17 protein-coding genes are annotated in these 19,957 nt (G+C 71.6%); 4 read left to right on the top strand and 13 right to left on the bottom strand.

Translation table 11 applies throughout. The features are described from left to right. The first annotated feature begins 215 nt into the window (after positions 1–215). A complete protein-coding gene (locus ACWCPW_RS18545; protein ID WP_449762642.1) occupies positions 216–635 on the top strand; it encodes a YybH family protein in 420 nt (139 codons plus the stop codon). Between the two features lie 386 nt (positions 636–1,021). Continuing rightward, positions 1,022–3,130 (top strand): tetratricopeptide repeat protein, encoded by a 2,109-nt coding sequence (locus ACWCPW_RS18540; protein ID WP_449762641.1) that lies wholly within the window; start codon positions 1,022–1,024, stop codon positions 3,128–3,130. A gap of 284 nt (positions 3,131–3,414) precedes the next feature. On the opposite strand, the gene ACWCPW_RS18535 is transcribed toward ACWCPW_RS18540, so the two are convergent. Continuing rightward, positions 3,415–3,903, bottom strand: a complete 489-nt coding sequence (locus tag ACWCPW_RS18535; protein ID WP_449762640.1) for a MarR family winged helix-turn-helix transcriptional regulator — start codon at positions 3,901–3,903, stop codon at positions 3,415–3,417. A 180-nt stretch (positions 3,904–4,083) separates the two neighbouring features. Here ACWCPW_RS18535 and ACWCPW_RS18530 point away from each other — a divergent pair, with 180 nt between their 5' ends. Together ACWCPW_RS18530 and ACWCPW_RS18525 are read left to right on the top strand one after the other, a co-directional pair. Continuing rightward, on the top strand, positions 4,084–4,926 hold the full coding sequence (locus ACWCPW_RS18530) for an NAD(P)H-binding protein (RefSeq protein ID WP_449762639.1): 843 nt from the start codon (positions 4,084–4,086) through the stop codon (positions 4,924–4,926). 79 nt (positions 4,927–5,005) lie between these two features. Beyond that, positions 5,006–5,425 carry a MarR family winged helix-turn-helix transcriptional regulator gene (locus ACWCPW_RS18525; RefSeq protein ID WP_449762638.1) on the top strand — a complete coding sequence of 140 codons (420 nt, stop codon included), beginning with the start codon at positions 5,006–5,008 and terminating at the stop codon, positions 5,423–5,425. Positions 5,426–5,463: 38 nt separating this feature from the next. On the opposite strand, the gene ACWCPW_RS18520 is transcribed toward ACWCPW_RS18525, so the two are convergent. The 12 genes from ACWCPW_RS18520 to ACWCPW_RS18465 all read right to left on the bottom strand — a co-directional run bounded on the left by ACWCPW_RS18520 (position 5,464) and on the right by ACWCPW_RS18465 (position 19,906). After that, complete coding sequence (locus ACWCPW_RS18520) at positions 5,464–6,933, bottom strand: M1 family metallopeptidase (protein WP_449762637.1); 1,470 nt, start codon at positions 6,931–6,933, stop codon at positions 5,464–5,466. A gap of 82 nt (positions 6,934–7,015) precedes the next feature. Next, a complete protein-coding gene (locus ACWCPW_RS18515) occupies positions 7,016–7,534 on the bottom strand; it encodes a nucleoside 2-deoxyribosyltransferase (protein WP_449762636.1) in 519 nt (172 codons plus the stop codon). Positions 7,535–7,640: 106 nt separating this feature from the next. Further along, positions 7,641–8,258, bottom strand: a complete 618-nt coding sequence (locus ACWCPW_RS18510) for a class I SAM-dependent methyltransferase (protein ID WP_449762635.1) — start codon at positions 8,256–8,258, stop codon at positions 7,641–7,643. Positions 8,259–8,301: 43 nt separating this feature from the next. Then, the gene (locus ACWCPW_RS18505) at positions 8,302–10,185 is read right to left on the bottom strand and encodes a hypothetical protein (RefSeq protein ID WP_449762634.1); all 1,884 of its coding nucleotides are present in this window, start codon (positions 10,183–10,185) and stop codon (positions 8,302–8,304) included. A 90-nt stretch (positions 10,186–10,275) separates the two neighbouring features. After that, on the bottom strand, positions 10,276–11,595 hold the full coding sequence (locus tag ACWCPW_RS18500) for an MFS transporter (RefSeq protein ID WP_449762633.1): 1,320 nt from the start codon (positions 11,593–11,595) through the stop codon (positions 10,276–10,278). Then, positions 11,592–12,833, bottom strand: coding sequence for an ATP-grasp domain-containing protein (locus tag ACWCPW_RS18495; RefSeq protein ID WP_449762632.1), 1,242 nt, complete (start codon positions 12,831–12,833; stop codon positions 11,592–11,594). Before ACWCPW_RS18495 ends, ACWCPW_RS18500 begins: the two co-directional genes overlap by 4 nt. Further along, the gene (locus ACWCPW_RS18490; protein WP_449762631.1) at positions 12,830–14,008 is read right to left on the bottom strand and encodes a DegT/DnrJ/EryC1/StrS family aminotransferase; all 1,179 of its coding nucleotides are present in this window, start codon (positions 14,006–14,008) and stop codon (positions 12,830–12,832) included. The genes ACWCPW_RS18495 and ACWCPW_RS18490 overlap by 4 nt, the downstream gene beginning before the upstream one ends. Further along, on the bottom strand, positions 14,005–15,171 hold the full coding sequence (gene blsG, locus ACWCPW_RS18485) for an arginine 2,3-aminomutase (protein ID WP_449762630.1): 1,167 nt from the start codon (positions 15,169–15,171) through the stop codon (positions 14,005–14,007). The genes ACWCPW_RS18490 and blsG overlap by 4 nt, the downstream gene beginning before the upstream one ends. A gap of 283 nt (positions 15,172–15,454) precedes the next feature. Next, on the bottom strand, positions 15,455–16,495 hold the full coding sequence (gene blsF / locus ACWCPW_RS18480) for a CGA synthase-related protein (RefSeq protein WP_449762629.1): 1,041 nt from the start codon (positions 16,493–16,495) through the stop codon (positions 15,455–15,457). Then, on the bottom strand, positions 16,483–17,472 hold the full coding sequence (blsE, locus tag ACWCPW_RS18475; protein ID WP_449762628.1) for a cytosylglucuronate decarboxylase: 990 nt from the start codon (positions 17,470–17,472) through the stop codon (positions 16,483–16,485). Before blsE ends, blsF begins: the two co-directional genes overlap by 13 nt. A gap of 70 nt (positions 17,473–17,542) precedes the next feature. Then, the gene (locus tag ACWCPW_RS18470; RefSeq protein WP_449762627.1) at positions 17,543–18,751 is read right to left on the bottom strand and encodes a hydroxymethylcytosylglucuronate/cytosylglucuronate synthase; all 1,209 of its coding nucleotides are present in this window, start codon (positions 18,749–18,751) and stop codon (positions 17,543–17,545) included. Positions 18,752–18,961: 210 nt separating this feature from the next. Beyond that, positions 18,962–19,906, bottom strand: a complete 945-nt coding sequence (locus ACWCPW_RS18465) for an endonuclease/exonuclease/phosphatase family protein (RefSeq protein ID WP_449762724.1) — start codon at positions 19,904–19,906, stop codon at positions 18,962–18,964. Positions 19,907–19,957 lie beyond the last annotated feature (51 nt).

Below are 19,957 nucleotides of genomic sequence, written 5' to 3'. Positions count from 1 at the left end.
CACACACGCGATCGGCGAACTCTCCGACACACGCCCGGAATTCCCCCTCGGAGCCGACCCGGCCCGCGGCGTGGAACACCCATGACAAACCGGCGCCGGGCCCAACCCGCCCGGCGCCCCACACCACCCTCCCCCCTCGCCCGCACCGTCGCGATGAGTTCTCGCCATCCCGCGAGTCCTACCGGTACACAGTGCCGCCGAGGAGGAGCCCACACATGACCGACGAGCAGCGAATCCGCGATCTCATCGAACGCTGGGCCCGTGCCGTGCACGCCGGCGACCTGCCCACCGTGTTGGCCGACCACGCGGCCGACATCGTCATGTTCGACGTCCCGCCCCCCGAGCAGGGCGTGCGCGGCATCGAGGCGTACGGCAAGACCTGGCCCGGCTTCTTCGAGTGGCAGGCGTCCGGTGCCGTCTTCGAGATCGAGTCGCTGGAGATCACCGCCGGCACGGACGTCGCCTTCGCGATCGCCCTGCTCCGATGCGGCGACCCCACCGATCTCGAACACCACCCCGACCGCCGTCTACGCCTGACCCTCGGCCTCACCAAGCCGAACAACCACTGGACCGTCACCCACGAACACCACTCGTTCACCACCCCACCCACCCCGACCCGCCCCCCATCCGCCTGACCAGCTCACCCACCCCGACCACCCGACCGGTACCCGGGACCCGCGTCGCGCATGAGATCGGGCACGGCATGGCGGGAATCGAGAACCCCCGAGGAACAATGGGTGCGGGCGCATTGCCAAGAGGTCGCGGCCGCGGAACCGCGCGCTTGTCGACGAGGTCGCTCCGCTCGTCGGGGACGATGCCGCGGGCGTGCTGCGCAACACCATCAGCGCGGGCATTCGGCATGGACCGATCATCCAAGGGCGCAACTCCTCCGACCCGACCCTGCACCTGCCCACGTCGTTGCCGTCCCGATTCGCGTGGTACGTCGGGGCGGGAGGGGTCGTGAGCGCCCTTCGTCCGGCATCATGGTGCCCGTCCGTGATGTGGCGGTGACGGGGGAGTGATGGACGGGACGCGCAACACCATCAGCGGCGGCGAGTTCACCGGGCCGATCGTGCAGGCGGGAGTGGCCCACGTACACGCCGCGCACAGTGTTCGCCGTCCGCAACGGCAACTGCGCGGAGTCGCGGGGAACTTCGTCAATCGTGTGGCCGAACTACGGCTACTCGAAGCCGCGTCGGCCGCGCAGGGCGGGCCGACCGTCGTGCTGCTCACCGGCATGGGCGGCGTGGGAAAGACCGCGACCGCCCTGCGTTGGCTCGCGGACATCCAGGATCGGTACGCCGGCGACCGCCTCTCCGTCGACCTTCGCGGCCAGGACCCCGAGGAGTCGAGGCCGCCCGCGGCCGTGCTCGACGGATTCCTGCGCGACCTGGGCGTGGCGCCCCGGGACATCCCGGTCGACCCGGAGCGGCTCCCGGAACGCTTCCGCTCCCTGACGGCGGAACAGCCCGTGATCGTCTTCCTCGACAACGCGCGGACCGCCGCCCAGGTACGCCCCCTGATGCCCGGACATCCCGAAAGCCTCGTCGTGGTCACCAGCCGCCATACCCTGGCCGGCCTCACCGCCAGCCACGGCGCGGTTCGGGTCCCCGTGAATCCGCTTCACGAGGGTGATGCCGCCGCACTCCTGACCGCCATGACCGGCCACAGCACCTCGGCGGCGGAACTGGCGCGAGCCTGCGGTGGACTGCCGATCGCGTTGTGTGTGATGGGTGCGCAGGTAGCCGGGCAGGTGCACGCGGACCTCACCGAGGCGGCGTCCGCCCTGGGCGGTCCGGGCGCCGGCGACGGCCGATCCGATCGGGACTGGGAGGTCCTTTCCGTGCCGGACGACGACCTCTCGGTACGCGCCGTCTTCGACGCCTCGTACGGTCCGCTGCCACCGGACGCGCAGCGCCTGTACCGCCACCTCGGACTTCACCCGACATCCGTGCTCGACGTACGGGCCGCGGCCTCCGCGGCCGGACTCGACACCGCGGCCACCCGTCGCCTTCTGGATGTCCTCGTGCGGGCCAGCCTGCTCGACGTGGTCGCGGATACGGGTCGCTATCGCATGCACGATCTTGTCCACGCGCACGCCGCGGCCCGGGCCGCCGAGGAGCCCGGGGCGGAACGCGAGGCCGCGATCGACCGGATCCTGCGCGGCTACCTGGAACGGGCCGTCGAGGCCGACCGCGTGGTGAGTTCCCGGTGGCGCCACGGTCCCGCCTTCGCCGAACCGGCCGAACCGGCCCACCCGAATCCGGGGTCGGCCCTGGACGCCCTGGAACGCGACCGGGACAACCTGGTTGCCGCGGTGCGTCTGGCCGCGCGCACCGGCAGGCACGCCATGGTGTGGCAGTTGTGCGAGGCGTTGTGGGGCCTGTTCTTCATGAGGCGTCACTTCGCGGACTGGATCGAGACCTACCGCCTCGGTGTCGACGCCGGCGCACAGCCGACGGGTGACCCGGTCGCGCTCGCCCGGATGCGCCTGCACCTGGCCTTCGCCCACTTCGAGCGGAACGCGGGTGTGGACGACGTCGCCGAAGCCCGCGCCGGATTCACCGAGGCGTTGCGGTCGGCCCGGGCCGTCGGCCACGCGCGCACCACGGCCAGTGCCTTGGAGTCCCTCGGCCTGCTGGAACTACGTACCGGCGAACCGGCGCTTGCCGCAGCCTACTTCGCTGATGCCGTCGACGCGCTCGAGGGCGTCGACCACCCCCGGGGCCGGGCCTTGCTCACCCACCACCTGGGAAGGGCATTGGCGCTCAGCGGACAGGACGCCCGGGCCGTGGCCGGGTTGGAGCGCGCACGGCAGGCGTTCGCGGTGCTGCCCGACCCGTACAACGAGGCCCGCGCACTCACCAGCCTCGCCGAGGCGCACCTGAGGGCGAACCGACCCGACGAGGCGGCGGCCGCTCTCGCGGGTGCGCTGCCCCACATGCGGGACAACCGCGTGCGGCACGAACAGGCGCGCATCCTGCACCTGCTCGGCAACGCCCGAGCCGCGTCCGGGACGACGGACGCCGCGGGGGAGGCGTGGCGGGAGGCGCTGGGACTGTACGAGCAACTCGGCGACGCCCGTGCCGAGGAGGTGCGCGCCGCGCTCGTCGCTCTCGGATCGCACTGAGGTCCTCGCGGGCGGACTCCTCGGCCGGGTTGCGCTCTCCGGTCGGGCCGAGCGGCCGCGATCGGGTGGCCGCACGTGCGGACGGTGGGATCGGGCCGCCACCGGACTGCCCGCCGTGGACGGCGCAGGCGACGACCTCCGCCGACAACCTGGGGTCGGCGCACATCCCAACACGATCGCGCGCCGACCGGACGGCGTGCCCACGACACGCGCGCCGATCCCGTCGGGGAGCGCGGAGACCCGGCCCGATGGCGGATTCGCCGGGCGAGGGGAGGTGGGTGGCGTCAGGACTTGGGGGTCGGGGGGTTGTGGCGGAGGGTGTTTTGGGCGGTTACGTATTTGAGCATGAGGCGGGCGAAGTCGAGGCGTTCCTGGTCGGGCCAGTCGGCGGTGATGTATTCGTAGGCCGAGCGTTGGTGGCGGCGGAAGCGCTTCATCAGGTCGATGCCGTCGGGGCTGAGGTGGAGGACTGTGCGGCGGCCGTCCTGTTGGGAGGCGGCGCGGATCAGGTAGCCGGCCGAGATGCAGTCGGACACCATGCGGCTGGCCACCGACGGATCCACGCTCAGGTGGTCGGCCACCGCGCCGACGGTGACCTCGCGGCCGTCGTCCTGTTCGGCCTCCAGGATGATGTTGAGGACCAGGGTGCGGCTCAAGTCCTTTTGGGAGATCGGGTTTTCGACGTCCAGTAGGGAGGAGCGCCGCAGCTTCCCGAAGGCCGGGCCCACGGCGTCGAGCAGCTCGTCGGCTGTGCGCGGCTCGTGCTTCGTCATGTCCTCATCGTACACATACGTGACCAGCCGAAGACATGTGTTGACGCGAAAACGTATGCATGACAGCATGCATATGTCGGCACGAGCGAAGCAACGTGCAAATCGCAACGTGCGGACCGTCGAGCGTGCGGATCATCGAATACGCGGACCATCCGAGAACAAACGAACGGGGCTTTTTCCATGACCATCCTCATCACCGGCGCCCGCGGCAGGGTCGGTCGGGCGATCATCGACCGCCTGCACTCCGCCGGACACACGTTGCGCGCCGCCAGTGCCAACCCCGCCGAGCTGAGCGTCCCGGCCGGCGTCGAGGTCGCCGAACTCGTCCTCGACCGTCCCGAGACCTTCGAAGCCGCGCTTCGCGGCGTTCGCCAGGTCTTTCTGTATCCCGAGCCCGCCGGCATCGACGCGCTGATCAAGGCCGCCCGCGCGGCCGGCGTCGAGCACGTCGTCCTGCTGTCCTCGTCCTCGGTCCTGAACCCGGACGCCGAGAACGACCCGCTCGCGAGCCACAGCCTCCGGGTCGAGCGCGCGCTCGCCGACTCGGACCTCGGCTGTACGTTCCTGCGGCCCGACGCCTTCGCGAGCAACGCGCTGGGCTGGGCGTACTTCATCGGCCGGGCGATGCCGATCCAACTCGCCTACCCGGACGCGCGGATCGCCCCGATCCACCCCGAGGACATCGCCGACATCGCCGTGGAGGCGCTCACCGGCGACTCCCTCACCGGCCGCCGGGTCACCCTGACCGGCTCGGAATCGCTCTCCTTCCGCGAGCAACTCGCCGTCCTCGCGGGCACCATCGGCCGTGCGATCCCCGTCGAGCGGATCACCCGCGCCGAGGCCGAGCAGCAGATGGGCCACCACATGCCCGCGCCGATGGTCTCCTCGCTGCTCGACCTGTGGGAAGCCGCCGACCACGGCCCCGCGGCCATCGCCGACACCACCGAGTCCCTCCTCGGCCGCCCCGCCCGCACCTTCGAACAGTGGGCCCGCGAGAACGCCGCCGCCTTCGCCGGCCGCTGACCGAACGAGCCCGCGCCGGCGGCCCGTTCGTGCCATCGCCACTCGGCCCCGGAAGCGCCGATCCACTCGGGAGCAGAATATGAAGCCCATCGGTTACTGGCTCAACCGCACCGACAAGGCCATCACCGCCTCGATGGACTCGATGGTGGCCGAGTTCGGCCTCACCCGCCTCGCCTGGCAGGTCCTCAACGTCGTCGAGGGCGACCCGCGGGCCACCGACGCCGACGTGCGCACCGTCCTGGCCGCCAACGCCGACGTCGCCGACCTGACCGCCGCCGTCGAGGCGGTCCTGGCCGACGGCTGGGTTTCCCGCCCGGCACCGAGTCGGCTGGCGCTGACCGACGACGGTCGCGCTCGCCTCGCCGAGGTCGCCGAACGGGTCGGTACCTTCCGCGAGTTGTCCACGGCCGGGATCACGGACGAGGAGTATCGGATCGCGGTGACCGTCCTGGAACGCATGACCCGCAACCTGGAGACCGGAGCGGAACACCGCGGCTGACCACCCCGGTTCATGCCCGCGCGGGCGCGCGGGCCGGTTCAGCCGTCGATGCGGTGCAGTGCCCAGAACGGCGTCAGGTCGTGGGTGGTGGCCGCCTGGGCCGCGCGCTTGAACTCGGCCGTCGTGGAGATCCCGTACCAGTGCTCGGCGGCGTACGCGCGCAGCAGCCTCTCCATCGGGGCATCGCCGATCAGGCGCCGAAGCTCGTGCAGGGCGCACTTGCCGTGGTCGTAGACGACGGCCTCGTAGCGGGACGGGTTCGCGTCCCAGTACCGCATCGATTCGGTGACCCGTTCCGTCGGCGCGGCCCAGGAGAAGCCGTCTCGGCAGCCGTCGCCGGTCCTGCCCTGGGCGAGGTCGGTGGCGTACTCGGAGAACGACTCGTCGAGCCAGGGGTCGTTGTACTCGTCGTTTCCGACGATCCCGTACCACCATTGGTGCGCGACTTCGTGGACGAGTGCCGTGGACCGGACCCGGTCCAGGACGAAGCCCGGGTACTCCATGCCGCTGAACCACAGATCGTCGTCCAGGACGACGTCCAGTTCGGCGTACGGATAGGCACCGAAGCGCCCGGCATGGGCGTCGACGCTCGTCAGCGCGACGTCCAGCATGGCCCGGGCGTCGGACGGGTCGATGCCGTCGTCCGCGTGGACGTTGATCCGGACCCCGGCGGCGGAGGTGCCGGAGACGCGGGTGAACGGCCCGGCGGCCCACGCGAAGTCGCGGACCTTGCGCGCCGTCGCGGTGGTGACCGTACGACCGGGCGCACCCGGGGACTCGACCGAGGTGCCGGTGGCGGGCACCCGGAGGCGCGTGGGGTGGTCGAGGGTGACGTCGAAGTCCGCGGCGAGGGAGTAGAAGGACTCGCCGTGGTCGGTGTAGGGGTCCAGATGCGGGCCCGCGGCGTCCCGAATCGCCAGCAGCGGCAACGCGTTGCCGAGCACGGCGTGCTCGCCGTCGTGGCCGAACCGGTCGACGCGGTCCGGGACTTCGATCCGCAGATCGAAGGCGATCGAGGCACGCTCGCCGCGGCCGAGCGGCTTGGGCAGGACGACCCGCAGGGCCGTGCAGTCGACGGACAGGGCCACCGGGGTGCCGCCGCTGACCTCGGAGACCGTGATCGGCGGCGCCGCACACGTGCCGTGCGCGTTGTCCCACAATCGCAGGTACACCTCCGGGAGCGGATCGGCCGAGGCGTTGGTGAAGCCCACCCGCTCGTGGCCGGTCCACACACGGCCCGCGGCGTCACCGGCGAGGTCGACCGTGTACGAGGGCGCCGCGGGTGTTCGCACCTGATCCGCAGGCGTCCGCAGTCGGTCCGCAGGCGTCCGCACCCGGTCCGCAGGTGTCCGTGACCCGTCCGCGGACGTCCGTGCCTCATCCGCGGTCGGCGCCTGATCGCGCACCGACACGACGCTCGAGCCGGAGCCGGAGCCGGAGCCGGCGCTCGCGCCGACCCCGCCGAGCAGCGTGGCGACGGCGGCGAGCACGGCCGTGGCGATTCTCATCGGATCATCCCCGTCGGGTCGGCGGCGTTCGAAGGCGGGCGGCCGGGCGCGACCCGGCCGCCCGCCGGTCTGGCGGCGCGGGTCAGCCCGTGCGGGTCGACTCGCGGTGCCGGGACACCGCCCGGTGCAGCGCCAGGTCGAGTTCGGGCAGGGCTTCCGCGACGTCCGTGTACTCCACGTACTCCACGGTGGCCACCGTGTGCAGCCCCTGGACCAGGAACGTGTACTCCCGTCCCCGCTCCAGCATCAGCACGATGGGTTTGTCGAAGGCACTGGCCCAGCCCACCTCGATGTGGGTCCCCGGCGAGGCGGGGAAGCCCGGGAGCGCGACGAAGACGTCGGCCTTGCGGATCTCGTCCTGGTCCAGCCGGGTGCACTGCTCCGGCCGCATCAGCTCCGCACCCCACGCCTCGCGGCGGTGCGCGTTGTGCACGGCGAGCCCACGCGCCTCGAAGTGCTTGATCAGGATGTCGAAGGGGGTTCGTGCGTGCTCGGGCATCTCCCCCGTGGCCGGGTCCAGGAGTTGGATGAAGGGCCCGGCCAGGAACAGCGAAGCCACGTCGAGGCCGCACAGGTAGTCGGTAGAGGGGGCGGTGGTCATACGGCTGCCTCCGGATTGGGGCCGTGGGGATGGCGTGGGACGAGGTGCGACGCCGTGGCGCGTTGCGGCCGCGGGTGCCGGGCCGGCGGGCGGCGCCGGCTCGTGGTCAGGTCTTGCGGAAACACTGGATGTAGGCCTGGCCGCTCGTGCCGTAGGTGTACTCGGTGGTGTCGTACGCCCGGTACGGGTGCGACTCGACCCGGATGCTCCGGAAATGTGGCAGGTATTGCCAACGCAGTTCCGGCTTGGTGCTGAAGAAGGGGATGAACACCCCGCCGGGGCGCAGCGCCCGGACGACCTCCGGCATGGTCTTGGCCCACAGGGCCTCGTCCTTCCAGACCTCCATGTCCAGGGCCGGATCGAAGAACATCCCGTCGAGGCTCTCCGTGGGCAGTTCGAAGACGCGCCGGAAGAAGTCGCCGCGCTCGATGGCGAGGTTGTCGGGCAGCGAAGGGTGCCGGCTTCGGAAGAGGTCCTCGACCTCGTCGAAGAGTTCCAGCACGGTGTGGCTGCGGGTCGCCGGGTTGCCCGCGATCCGCAGCGCGGACAGCCCCAGACCCAGGCCGACTTCGTAGAAGTCCCGGCCGTACTCGCACAACATGTCGGCGCTCGCCCACATCAGATCGCGCTCCCAGGCCTGCATCGCCTGCTCGCCGCCGATGTTCAGGGTCACCTCGCCGTCGGTCTCGACGAGTTCGATCTCGGGCTTGGATCGGGTTTCCATCACATTCGTCCTTTGGTTCGGCGGAACGGGGGTCGGATTCGGCTCAGGTACGGCGCGGCACCACGCCGAAGTGGCGGCGGGCCGTGGAGACGGCGAGGTCCTGGACGGCGAAGACGGTGAAGTAGTACGCCTGCGGCGCGGTGTCGGCCGCGAAGCGCACCCGGAAGGCCACGTCCTGAGGCCGGTCGTGCCCGGCCCGGACCTTGACCACGCCCGGCTCCACCGTGGTGTCCTCGCGCAGGTAGGTGGGCACGAACAGCCCCAGCCGCACGGGTCCGGCGCGGGTGACCGTGAGGGTGGCGCGCACCTCCAGCACGCCGCCCTGCTCGACCTCGTCGCGGGCGTAGGCCAGCAGGGAAGGGGCTTCGGGGACCCGGAAGGTGACGTCGCCGCAACGCATGCAGACCGCGCAGACCGTGTCCGACACGTGCGGGAGCAGCCCCCGCCGGGTGAACTCCTGGGCGGGACGGCCGCAATGGCAGGTCACCTCGTTCACCTGCGGGTCCAGCGAACTGCGGTCCCCGAAGTGCGCGGGGTAACTCATGATCTCGTTCTCGGGGTTCGCCGCGACCTGTTCGGTGATCACGTGGTCGAGCGATTGCAGGTCCGCCGTGAGCGAGGAACGGATCTCGTCGGGTGACTGGTCGGCGAGATGGGTCGGCCGGGACACCCAAAGGTCGACCTTGCGCGCGAGCTTGACCAGCCTCGGGCGCAACGCGTGGTTGTGCGGCAGCAGTTCCGAGGTGAGCAGGGTGGTCAGGCGTCGTCCCACGGTCAGTACGAGCGGGTCGGGGCGGTGCTCGGCGGGGGGCGGTGGGGCGGGCGCGTCACCCTGCGGAAGGCCGAAGCGCATGAACGCGGGATAGGGGTGCGACCCGGCGAGGCTGGCGTTGAGGGTGTCCACGGAGTCCGCGCCGGACAGGGCCGCGCGCATCCACGCGACGTTCTCCGGCCGATCGGAATCGTGCACCGAGACGGCGGAGACGACGGTGCGGGCCGGGCCGTCCAGGGCGTTGAGCAGCAGTTGGTACCGGGGGTCGTACAGCGCGAGATCGGCGAGCGGGCCGCTGTTGCAGGCGCTGAGCACCACCTCGACGGCCTCCACCCGGTTGAGCGGGACCAGCTTGTCCTCGGGCTTGTAGCAGGGCAGTCCGTACGCACAGCGCGGGCCGAGCAGTCCCGCGCGGGCGGGGGCGGTGGGGTTCAGGCCGCAGATGGTGAACTCGCCGAGGTTGACGCTGTCGTCCTTGCCGTGGCCCTGGAACGCCACCCTGCGCCAGCGCGTGCCGAGGATCTCGGCCTGGATGTCCACGCGTTCGAAGTCCCGGTCGTCGAAGACCCGGACGCCGTCCGGGTGCGGCGGCCGGTCGGTGTCGGTGAACAGTCCGATCGCGTCGACGCCGGTCGCCGGCGTCGCGTACTGCTTGGCCACGTTCCAGGCCACCGAGGCCGCGTCGCGTCCGCTCAGCAGGGTCAGCCCGGGCTCCCGGTCACGGTAGGTGGTCAGCAGCAGCGCCCGGACCGGATCCAGGTTGAGCCGGTCGTAGCAGCCGACCATCAGCAGCGTGCCGGGGTGTCGACGCCGGAACTCGGCGGCGTCCGCCAGTTCCTCCTCGGCCACCCAGGTACGGGCGAGCGGGCGGGCGAGCGCCGGCACGCCGTCGGGCAGGTCCCGCGGCCCGAGCAGTACTCCGACGTCCAGCGGCCGCGGGAGTTCGACGCCGGCGTACAGACGGGCGGCCAGATCGACGGCGTGCGTGAGATCCGGGCGTCCCACGCCCGGCACGGGTACCGGGGTATGTCCGGGCGCGGCGAGGAAGTCGGCGACGGCCTGCGGCAGTTGCTCGACCTCGACCACACCGAACAGCGCGGGGGCCGGGGTCGGATCCGAGCGGTCGTGTGCTTCGGTGACGACGGGGGCGTTCATGACGGATGACCTCGAGTTCTGTGGGCTGACCCGGCCGGGAACGGGCCGACCGGGGTGGGGCGGACGGGCTTCACGCACCGCCGGCGCTGATCAGGTCGCGCACCGCGCGGGGGCGGCGGCATCGGGCGCCGGCAACCTGCGGCCCGCGAAGGCCAGTCCCGCTCCCGCCAGGGCCACGCCGAACGCGAGTGTGAACACGCCGCGTGGGCCGACCGGTTCGATCAGCAGGCCGCCGACCTGCTGACCCACCGCGTCCCCCAGGACGGTGGCCAGCGACGCCCAGGTGAACGCCCGCGCCAGCAGACGCTTGTCCGCGAGCGCGCCGACCAGGGTCATCTCGGCCGCCGACACCAGGGCGATCGGCATGCTGCCGACGGCCAGGGCGATCGCCAGGGTCAGCGGGGAGGTGCTCAGCACGGCCAGTCCCGTGCCGGCCGCGAAAGCCAGCACCAGGCGCGGGAAGCGCACCCGCATCGGGATCCGCGACGGGGCGCGCCCCAGCCACAGGGCGCCCACCGCGCTGCCGACGCCCCAGCACGCGTAGACCACACCCGTGCCGTCCGGTGATCCGTGGGCGGAGACGAAGGCCGGGATGGCAAGCGTCATCAGTCCGATGGGGACGGCGCACGCGGTCATCACGCCCAGGAGCACCAGCATCGCGGGATCGCGCAGCGGGTGGCGCGGTATGCCCGGGAACTCGGCGTCGGCGCCGGCCGTCTTCGGGCCGGTCGGGGCAGCGGCTTCGGTGCTCGCCGGGAGCCGGACACAGGCCAGGCCGAGGGCTCCCGCGCCGCCGACGACGGCGACCGTGGTCAGCGCCGCCCCGGCGGATCCGGACACCATCAGGGCCGCGAGCATCAGCGGCGCGCCGATGACCAGGACCTCGGTGAGCAGCGCCTCCCACAGGTAGGCGGTCTCGCGTTCGTCGTCCGCGAGCGGCATGCGCGCCCACAAGGAGCGCATGCACGCGTTCGTCGGCGGGAGCGCGACACCCGCGGCGACGGCCAGGAGGGGCTGCGCCCAGGAACCCGGCCGGGTGGCCCACACCAGCGTCGCGAGCGTCGCCGGGTAGGCCAGGCCGGTGACCACCAGGACGCCTCGGCGTCCGCTGCGGTCGAGGTGACGGGCGATCAGCGGGCTGCCCAGGGCCATCCCGAGCGTGTACAGCGCGGCGACCAGGCCGGCCTGCGCGTAACTGCCGCCCTGTTCACGGATGGTCAGCACCATGGCCAGGGACATCAGGTAGACGGGCAGCCTGGCCACGACGCTCCACCCGGCCGCCGGGGCCACCTGCGGGCGGGCGAGCAGGTCGCGGAAGCGCCCGAGCAGGCCGCCGGCCCCGGGGGGCGCCGGTTCCGGTGGGCCCATCGCGGACGCGCTTTCGCCGTCCGGGCGCGGACCGGCGGTCATCGGGCCACCGGATCGGGCTCGCGGGCCGGGACCACCTCGATCGTGAAGGCGTCCAGGACGGCCCGCATGCGCTGTTCGACCCGCGCGATCGAGTCGCCGACGACATGGACGTGGCCCGAGGCGTTGTGCGAGGCCCGGCGGGCCACCACCGTGTCGCCGACGCCGGTGCGCAGGACGGCCTCGACGACGCCCGGCAGGCGCAGGAGTTCGTCCGCCGAGGTGACGCGGCGCACGGTCCCCGATCCGGGCAGGGGCAGCAGCAGGTCGCCCGCGCAGCGGCGTTCGCGGTAGTCCAGGCGCGGGCGACGACCCAGGTAGACGTCCAGCGTGGCCGCGAACACGTCGAATCCGTAGGCGTGTCCGTGGTTGGCGGGGATCTCGCAACCCGCCGGCCGGACCCCGATCTCGCCCGCGAACACCTGGCCGTCGACCACGAAGAACTCCATGTGCGCGTACCCGTGGTCGATGTCCATGCCGGTGACGATGCGTTGGAGCATGTCGCGCAGGTCCACCGGAGGACCCTCGTCGGTGCCGACGCTGATGTTGGCGTTCATCGCGCCGTCCACGATGTCCAGCGGACGGCAGGGCATCGCACTGGGCCAGGCGGTCAGCACCTCGCCGTCGTGGATGAGCGCGCACACCTCCCACTCGGTGCCGCCGAGGTGCTCCTCGACCATGAAGTCCCTGGCCTCGTAGTCGATCTCGGCTGCGGTGGTCGGTCCCGGGAGCAGGTAGGTGTCCACGCAGGCGAACGAGTCCACCGGCTTGAGGACCAGCGGCCAGTCGTACCGCGCGGCGAACCGCTCCACCTCCGAGGCCGACCGCACCCGGGTGAACGCGGCCGTACGCAGGCCCAGTTCGCGGAAGCGCTCCTTCATGGCGACCTTGTCGCGCACCCAGGCCACCTGGCGTTCGTCCAGATGGGGCAGCCCGACCAGGGCGGCGAAGCGATGCGCGACGTGCTGGCGCGGTTCGGAGGGGTTGCAGAACCGGGTGGGCGGCTGGGGCAGTTCGGCCGCCCAGTCCCGGTAGCGTCGCGCCTCCTCCGCCAGGGACACCCCTTCCCGGACCCAGAACGCCGGCAGGTGCGCGGTCTCGCGCAGGTAGTCCTCGCGCAGGTCGTCGCGAAGCTCGGCGAAGCGCAGCAGCACCAGATTCTCGGACAGCGCCCGGGCCGCGTAGCGGGTGAACGACGAGGCCCGGTCGTCCACCATCAGCAGCGTAGGACGCGGGCTCACACCGCCTCCAGCACGCGCCGGATCGCCTTGACCGCGTCGACCTGTTCGGACTCGGGCAACTCCGGGGACAGCGGTACGCACAGGGTGCGGTCCAACCGGTCGCGGGTGCGGGCGAATCCGTCGTGGCTGAGTGCGAGCGAGCCCTCGGGGGCGTGGTTCCACGGGAAGCCGTCGGCGTAGAGCGAGCGCCGGCCGGTGAGCACCGGATGCTCGGGCAACAGGTACTTGTTCAGCGTCCAGTTGGCGATGCCCTCGGCGGTCAGCGCGGCCACGGCGGCGTCGCGCAGGGCGCGGTCGCGGCAGCGGAAGCGCAGGCTGACCTTCACGTCGCCCGCCGCGCGCGGCCGCACCTCCAGGTCCGCGCGGTCGGGGAGTTCGCGCATCGCGATGGCGTACATGCGCTCCAGCCCGCCGAGGAGTTCGTCGAGATGGCGGAACTGTTGGCACTGGACGGCGGCTACCTGCTCGCTGGTGACGAAGTTCTCGCCGTAGTAGGCGTCCTCGTTCCAGGTGGGGTAGCGGCCGGGTACGCGCGCCGAGCCGTGGTCGTGGTAGCAGCGCATCGTCGCCCACGCCTGCTCGTCGTCGGTGACCACCAGCCCGCCCTCGCCCGAGGTGAGCACCTTGTTGTGGTGGAAGCTGAAGGTCCCCGCGTAGCCGGCGGTTCCCACCGCGCGTCCGTCCGGGAACCGGGCGCCGAGCGACTGGGCGCAGTCCTCGATCACGTACCGCACGCCCTGGGGGAGCGGCGCCACGGTGCCCTCCATGTGGGCCACGATCACCCGCTCGGCGTCCGGCGGCAGCAGCGTGGGATCCAACGACAGCGAGTCGTCGGTGTCGACCAGCACCGGGATCAGGCCGCAGGACAACACCGCGCCGGCCACGGCGACGAAGGTCACGGCGGGGATGTACACCCGGTCGCCGATGGACGGGCGGGTGGCGATCAGCGCGAGCCGCAGCGCCTCGGTGCAATTGTGCACAGCCAACGAGTGGGCGGCGCCCAGGTGTCGGCAGGTCTCGCGTTCCAACCGCGAGGCCATGCTCTCGGTTTCCGTCTGGTAGCGGAACAGCACCCGATGGTCGATCGCCTCGCGCAGTTCCGCCATGTCGGACCAGTCGAGGTAGTTCGCGCCGTACGGCAGGAAACGTTGTCCGAGTCGCTTGTCCAGGGTCATCGTGCGTCCGCCTCCGTGATCGGGCAGGCCGTGCTGTCGAGGAGCATCTCCTCGCCGCGGAAGTTGCGCAGGCGCAGGCCCTCCGGAGTGACCGTGAAGTACGGTTGCGCGATCGGGATCTTGCCGATCCTGGTGGTCAGCACGTACTGCGGCACACCGAAGCCGGTGATGTGACCCTGCAAACCCTCCATGATCTCCCAGCCCTTGGCCACGGAGGTCATGAAGTGCGAGACGCCGGTGACGTTGTCGCAGTGGTAGAGGTAGTACGGCCGCACCCGGATGCGCAGCAGGTCCGTCATCAGGGTGCGCATGGTGGCGACGTCGTCGTTGATGCCCCGCAGCAGCACGGTCTGGTTGCCCACCGGGATCCCGTGGCGCAACATGCGGTCCACCGCCGCGGTCGCCTCCGGGGTGATCTCCTTGGGGTGGTTGAAATGGGTGTTCACCCACACCGGGTGGTGGCGCGCGAGCATCGCGCACAGGTCGTCGGTGATGCGTTGCGGCAGCAACACCGGGAAGCGGCTGCCGATCCGGATGATCTCCACGCTCGGGATCGCCCGCAGCCCGGCGATGATCTCCTCGAGCTTGCCGTCCTGGTAGGAGAGTGGATCCCCGCCGGTCAGCAACACGTCCCGGATCTCCGGGTGATCGGCGATGTAGCGCAGATCCTCGTCGAATGACTCGCCCTCGTCGTCGCGGAAGTACGTGCCGTTGACGTCGGTGGTGTGGAACTTGCGGGTGCAGTGCCGGCAGTAGACCGGGCACGCCTCGGTGATCAGCATGATCACCCGGTCGGGGTACTTGTGCACGACGCGGTTGGTCTTGCGGTAGTACGTGTCGCCGACCGGGTCGACCTCCGCACCGGAGAACTCCACCAACTCCCCTGCGGCGGGGACGGCTTGCTGCCGGATCGGACAGCGCGGGTCGTCCGGATCCATCAGCGAGGCGTAGTACGGCGTGATGCTCCACCGGTACTTGCCCGCCACCCCGGCGATCGCCTTCTCCTCGTCGGGGCTGAGGTTGATCCATTGTCGGGCCTTGTCGACGTTGGTGATGCGTCGACGCATGTGCCAACGCCAGTCGTCCCAGTCCGTGTCGGGGACGCGCGGTCGCGCGATCTCGGGATCGATCGAGGTGGTGGCTTCGAGGGGCGTGGCGGACATGGCGGACTCCAGGGTTGACGGGCCTTCGACGACGCGAGGCATTCGGCCGGGGCGCATGTGGCGGCCGTGCCCGCGTCGGGGGCGATGGTGGGTGGGTCGCGGTGTCGCGGGCCGTTCGGAAGGGGGCGTCCACGGCGAGATGTCCGCGCGGGACGCTTACGGCGAGCTGTTCACGGTGGGATGTTCACGGCGAGCTGTTCACGGTGGGCTGGTTACGGTGGGCTGGTCACGGCGAGATGTACACGGGGGGCTGTACGCGGGGAGCTGTGCACAGGGGGGCCGTTCACAGGGGAGCGAGCGAGAGTTGGCGGAGCGTACGGGCGACGCGCTGCGCGCCGCGCAGGTCGTCCAGGTCGGGGTCGAGCACGCTCCACAGCGCGGTGGCGTTCCGCTCGGGCGGTACCCACAAGGCCTCGTCCTCGGGATCGTCGGCGGTCGGAACCGGGACCAGGTGCCGTACGCGCGCGGCCAGATCGCGCTGGGTGTCGCCCAGTGCGGGCAGGAACACCAGCGGTGCGCGCCGCGCCTGGGCCAGCGACAGGGCGCCCAGCGTCGGCGCGGCCAGGAACAGCTCGGCCCCGGCGTGCAGCGCGTCCACGTCCACGTCCACCGCGCGGCTCACCCGTACCTCCCGGCGACCGTCAAGTCCCGCCAGCGCGGCGCGGATCGCGGTCAGCCGCGTGTCGCCGACCACGTCGCAGCGGCCGGTGCGACGCAGTGCCGCTCGGACCAGCGCGGGCAGCGTCCCGACGATGAACGCGTCCGCCTCGGCGTCCGGCGCGTCCCACGTGGACAACAACAGCAGGGTTCCCGCGCGTTCGCGCTTGCGGGCGGTGCGGGCGGGGGCGAGCATCCCGGTGGGGCGAACGCCGCTGGGGCGAACGCCCGTCGACGCGAGTGCGGGGTCGGGCAGCCAGCCGGGCCGGTGGACACGATGCAGGGCCCGGCCGGCGGCCCCGGTCGCCGACGTCGTCCCGCTTGCTCCGGCCGTGCCCGTCGTTCCGGCCGTCCCGGTCGTCCCGGCCCCGCCCTCGTGACCCGAGGATAGATGCACCACCGGTACGCCCGATTCCAGCAGCCGGTCCGTGGCGGCCTCGTCGTCGCAGACCAGCGCCACGTCCAGGAGTGGGGCCCCGGTCGGGTCGCGCACCGGTCGCAGGTCGCCGAGATGGGCGGCGACGCGTCGCCGGGCGAGCAGCGAGTCCAGGCGGTCGTCGCGCGAGACCAGCAGGATGCGGCGGGCCGGCTCGGCGGGCCCGAGTTCGGACCCGTCGGCGGCCGTCCGTCGCGTATCCGGCCCCTCCCGGGGAGTCAGTACTGCCATGGGCTCACCGACCCGAGCCGGGCGACGTCGTCGCTGTAGCCGGCCGCGGTGGTGGAGCAGCCGTTGCACACCAGGGGTCCGCGTTCGCGGTAGAAGTCGGCGTGCTCGCGGAACGCCGGTGTGTCCAGGCCGATCACGCCCGCCTGGCGCAGCGGTGCTCCGCCCGGGCCGTCCTCGCCCTCGCGGTGCGGAATGCAACTGCACGCGTACATCCGCCCGTACTTGCCGTCGATGTAGATCACGTCGTCGGTGACGTGGCACTGCGGCAGCGACGCCCGTGGGGTGACCGATTCGGCGAAGTAGCGCGCCTGTTCCTCCGGATCGTCGCCGTAGAAGCGCTTGCCCATCGGCACCAGCAGGGAGTTCGGATCGGCGTCGTAGACGCGGTCGCACACCCGGCGCACGTCGTCGGGATCAGGGTAGGTGATGCTGCGATCCAGTTTGAGTGCCGACAGTTCCCACTGTCGGACCCCGGCGCGGGTCAACACCTCTTGGAGCAGCGGCATTTCGCCGTAGTTGTGCGGTCCGACCACGGTGTTGACCCTGGGCAGGACGCCGAGGTCCGCGGCGGCGCGCAGTCCGCGCAGCCCGTTGTCGAACATGCCGGGGGAACGGCGGTAGACGTCATGGGTCTCGGCGGACGCGCCGTCGAGGCTGACGATCACCTGGGCCAGGCCCGCCTCGGCGAGGCTCTCGGCCATCCTCGGCAACATCGAGCCGTTGGTGATGAGGGACATCCGCATTCCCGCCGCCGTGCCGGAGCGCACCAGCTCGACCACGTCCGGATGCATGAGCGGTTCGCCGCCGGTGAACCGCACATAGGCCACGCCGGCGTCGCGGGCCTTCGGCAACAGGTCATCGAAGTCCTCCCGGGAGAAGCGGAACGTGTCGCGCGACAGCGCGAAGTCGCACATGAAGCAGTCGGCGTTGCAGGCTTCCAGGATCCTGACGAAGAGATATCGGTGACGCTCACGCACAGGGGGACCCCTTCGGGCCGGTCGCGGGCAGGGCGGGTCGAGGTGACGGCGGGGCGGGTCGAGGCGAGGGTCAGGCGGGCCGGGGCGCGCCGGGCAGGATCGCGAGCAGGGCGTCGGCCACCTGGGCGGCTCCGTCGACACCGACGGTCGCGGTCAGCGCGCCCCAGTCGGTGCCGTCGGCGGGGCCGCGCAGCGCGGTCAGGATGTCGTCGCGAAGTGTGGCGGTCGTTCTCCGGCCGTCCGGGTCGGCGGCCACCGCGGCGATCGCCGCGTAGATCAGTTCCAAGGCGTGGTCCTCGCCGCAGGTGCGCAGCGACAGCGCCTCCTCCTCGGTGAACACCCCCTTGGGCCAGGCGATTCGGGTCTCGGCGCCGATCGCGCGGCTGTGGAATCGTCCGTTGAAGATCTGGCTGAGGTTTTGCGGTGGCAGGCAGATGGTGGGCACGCGCAGCCGACCGGCCTCGAGCAGGGTGGTCAGGCCCGGGGAGGTCAGCAGGACGTCGCAGCCGGCCACCCGGTCCAGGAACTCGCCGTGCGCGAGCGCCCCCGTGCTCACCCGCGGGGGTGCGATCGACGCGTCCACGAGCCGCCCGGCGAGGTCTGCGGGCAGGTTCCCGGCCACGTGCACCTCGTGGATCCCGTACGCGGCGAGCGCCTCCAGGACGGCGGGAACCACGATGCGCGGGTAGGCCGTCCAGTCGGCCAGCCGAGGCGCGCGCAGACCGCCCAGGCTGACCAGAGCCGTGCGGTACGGGCCGGCGGCGGGTGCGCTCGGCTCGGCGGCCGACGGTGCACCGACGACGGCCTCCACCCAGCGCAGGGCCCGGACGGAGGCGAGCACGTCCCGGCACTCGGGGGGAAGTTCGACGCACTTCTGCGCGCAGTAGGCCGTCGCGTCCAGGGGCAGCGCGGCCCGGTCGCCCTCGGTCCACAGGAAGGGCAGGCTGTCCACGAACACAGTGGGTACGCCGGACGCCTCCAGCGTCTTCGCCAGCGCACCGTCCAGGACGACCACCGCGGCCGCAGCCCGTTCCGATCGGGTGATGGCGTCGAGCGTGGCGGGTACGTCCTCCTCGGTGTCCGGAAGGTCGTACCAGCGGTCGATGGCGTGCTCGGACAACACGGGGCGGCCGAGTTCGGAGGCGAGACCGACGAAGCGCAGTGGCTCGGTCGATCGTTCTCGTGCGGCCGACAGGATCGCGCCGAGTTTTCCCGTGCTGCCCCAGCCGAATTCCACACCGGAGACGACCACGGTTCGTGCATTGGAATCGGTGCGCATTGAATCCGTCTCGACTTCCGGGCGGGCGAGTTGGCGGAATCAATATAGGTCGATATTCCGGATCCATGCAACCGGTTTGTCGGTCGCTGTCGAGGTGTGCAATGGATACTCCGAAACGCATTCAATTATTCGATGCGAAGGATTGTTTATACGACGAATAGCGTCGGTGGGGATCTCATGGAGCGGTTGCGCGGGCGGCGACCGGCCCGGTCAGTAGGCGAGTCGGGCGAATACCGGTGCGTGGTCCGAGCCGGGCTCGCCCTGCCGTTCGGCGGGCCGGCCGCTCACCGAGGGCAGCGGGTGGTCGGCTCCGGTGCCGGCGGACTCGACGCGGGCGAGGAGGGCGTGGCTGACCAGAATGTGGTCGATGAGTTCGCCCTGGCCCTCGAACACGCGCGAGAAGCGTTGGTCTTCGGGTATGCGCGGGGCGAGGTTCCGCAGCCGGGAGGCGTCGCCGCGATCGGGGTGGGTGAAGCCGGGTGTGCCTATCTGCGAGCCGGGCGGGCCGTACAGGATCTGGGTCGTGGCGGCCTGCGGCTGGTCGTTGAGGTCGCCCATCAGCACGACGTCGCGGGTGCGGCCGTCGCCCGCGAGGAGCCGGTCGGCGAGGGCGCGCATCGTGGCCGCCTCGGCGCCGCGCCGGGACAGGGCGTAGGCGGCGTAGCGGGCGCGTTCGCCTTCGTCGCGCGGGGCGTGGCGGTTGCCGGGGTAGGTGAGCAGCTTGGACTTGAGGTGGCAGACGGCCGCGGTCAGGGTGTGGCCGGCCGCGGGTTCCGTGGTGACGGCGAGGCCGCCTCGACCCATGCCGCTCGCCGGGGCGCCGGTGTCCTGGGTCTGCACGGGCGCGAACGCGGCGGGGAACGCGGTGACGTCGGCGACGGTGGTGAGCGGCGTACGGGCGATGAAGCCGACCCGGATGCCGCGCCCGTCCGGGTGGGCGGACAGCGCGGTGTGCCAACGGCCGGGCAACAGGCCGACCAGGTCGGCGAGTGCGTCCGGATTGCCGACCTCCTGGATGCCGAGCAGATCGGGTTCGAGCCGGCCGATCGTGGACGCCAGCGCGGCCAACTTCGCCTGATAGGTCGCGTCGTCCTCGGGGCCGTCCGGGTCGCCGGGGCGAAAGAGGTTCTCCAGATTCCACGTGCCGATGGTCACCCTCACGAGCTGCTCCTGACGATGCCGAGGACCGGAGCCTCCCAGTGTTTC

It is taken from the genome of Embleya sp. NPDC001921, from assembly GCF_053594475.1.
The sequence above is the reverse complement of the archived record's forward strand: the minus strand, read 5'-3'. Positions and strand labels throughout refer to the sequence as shown.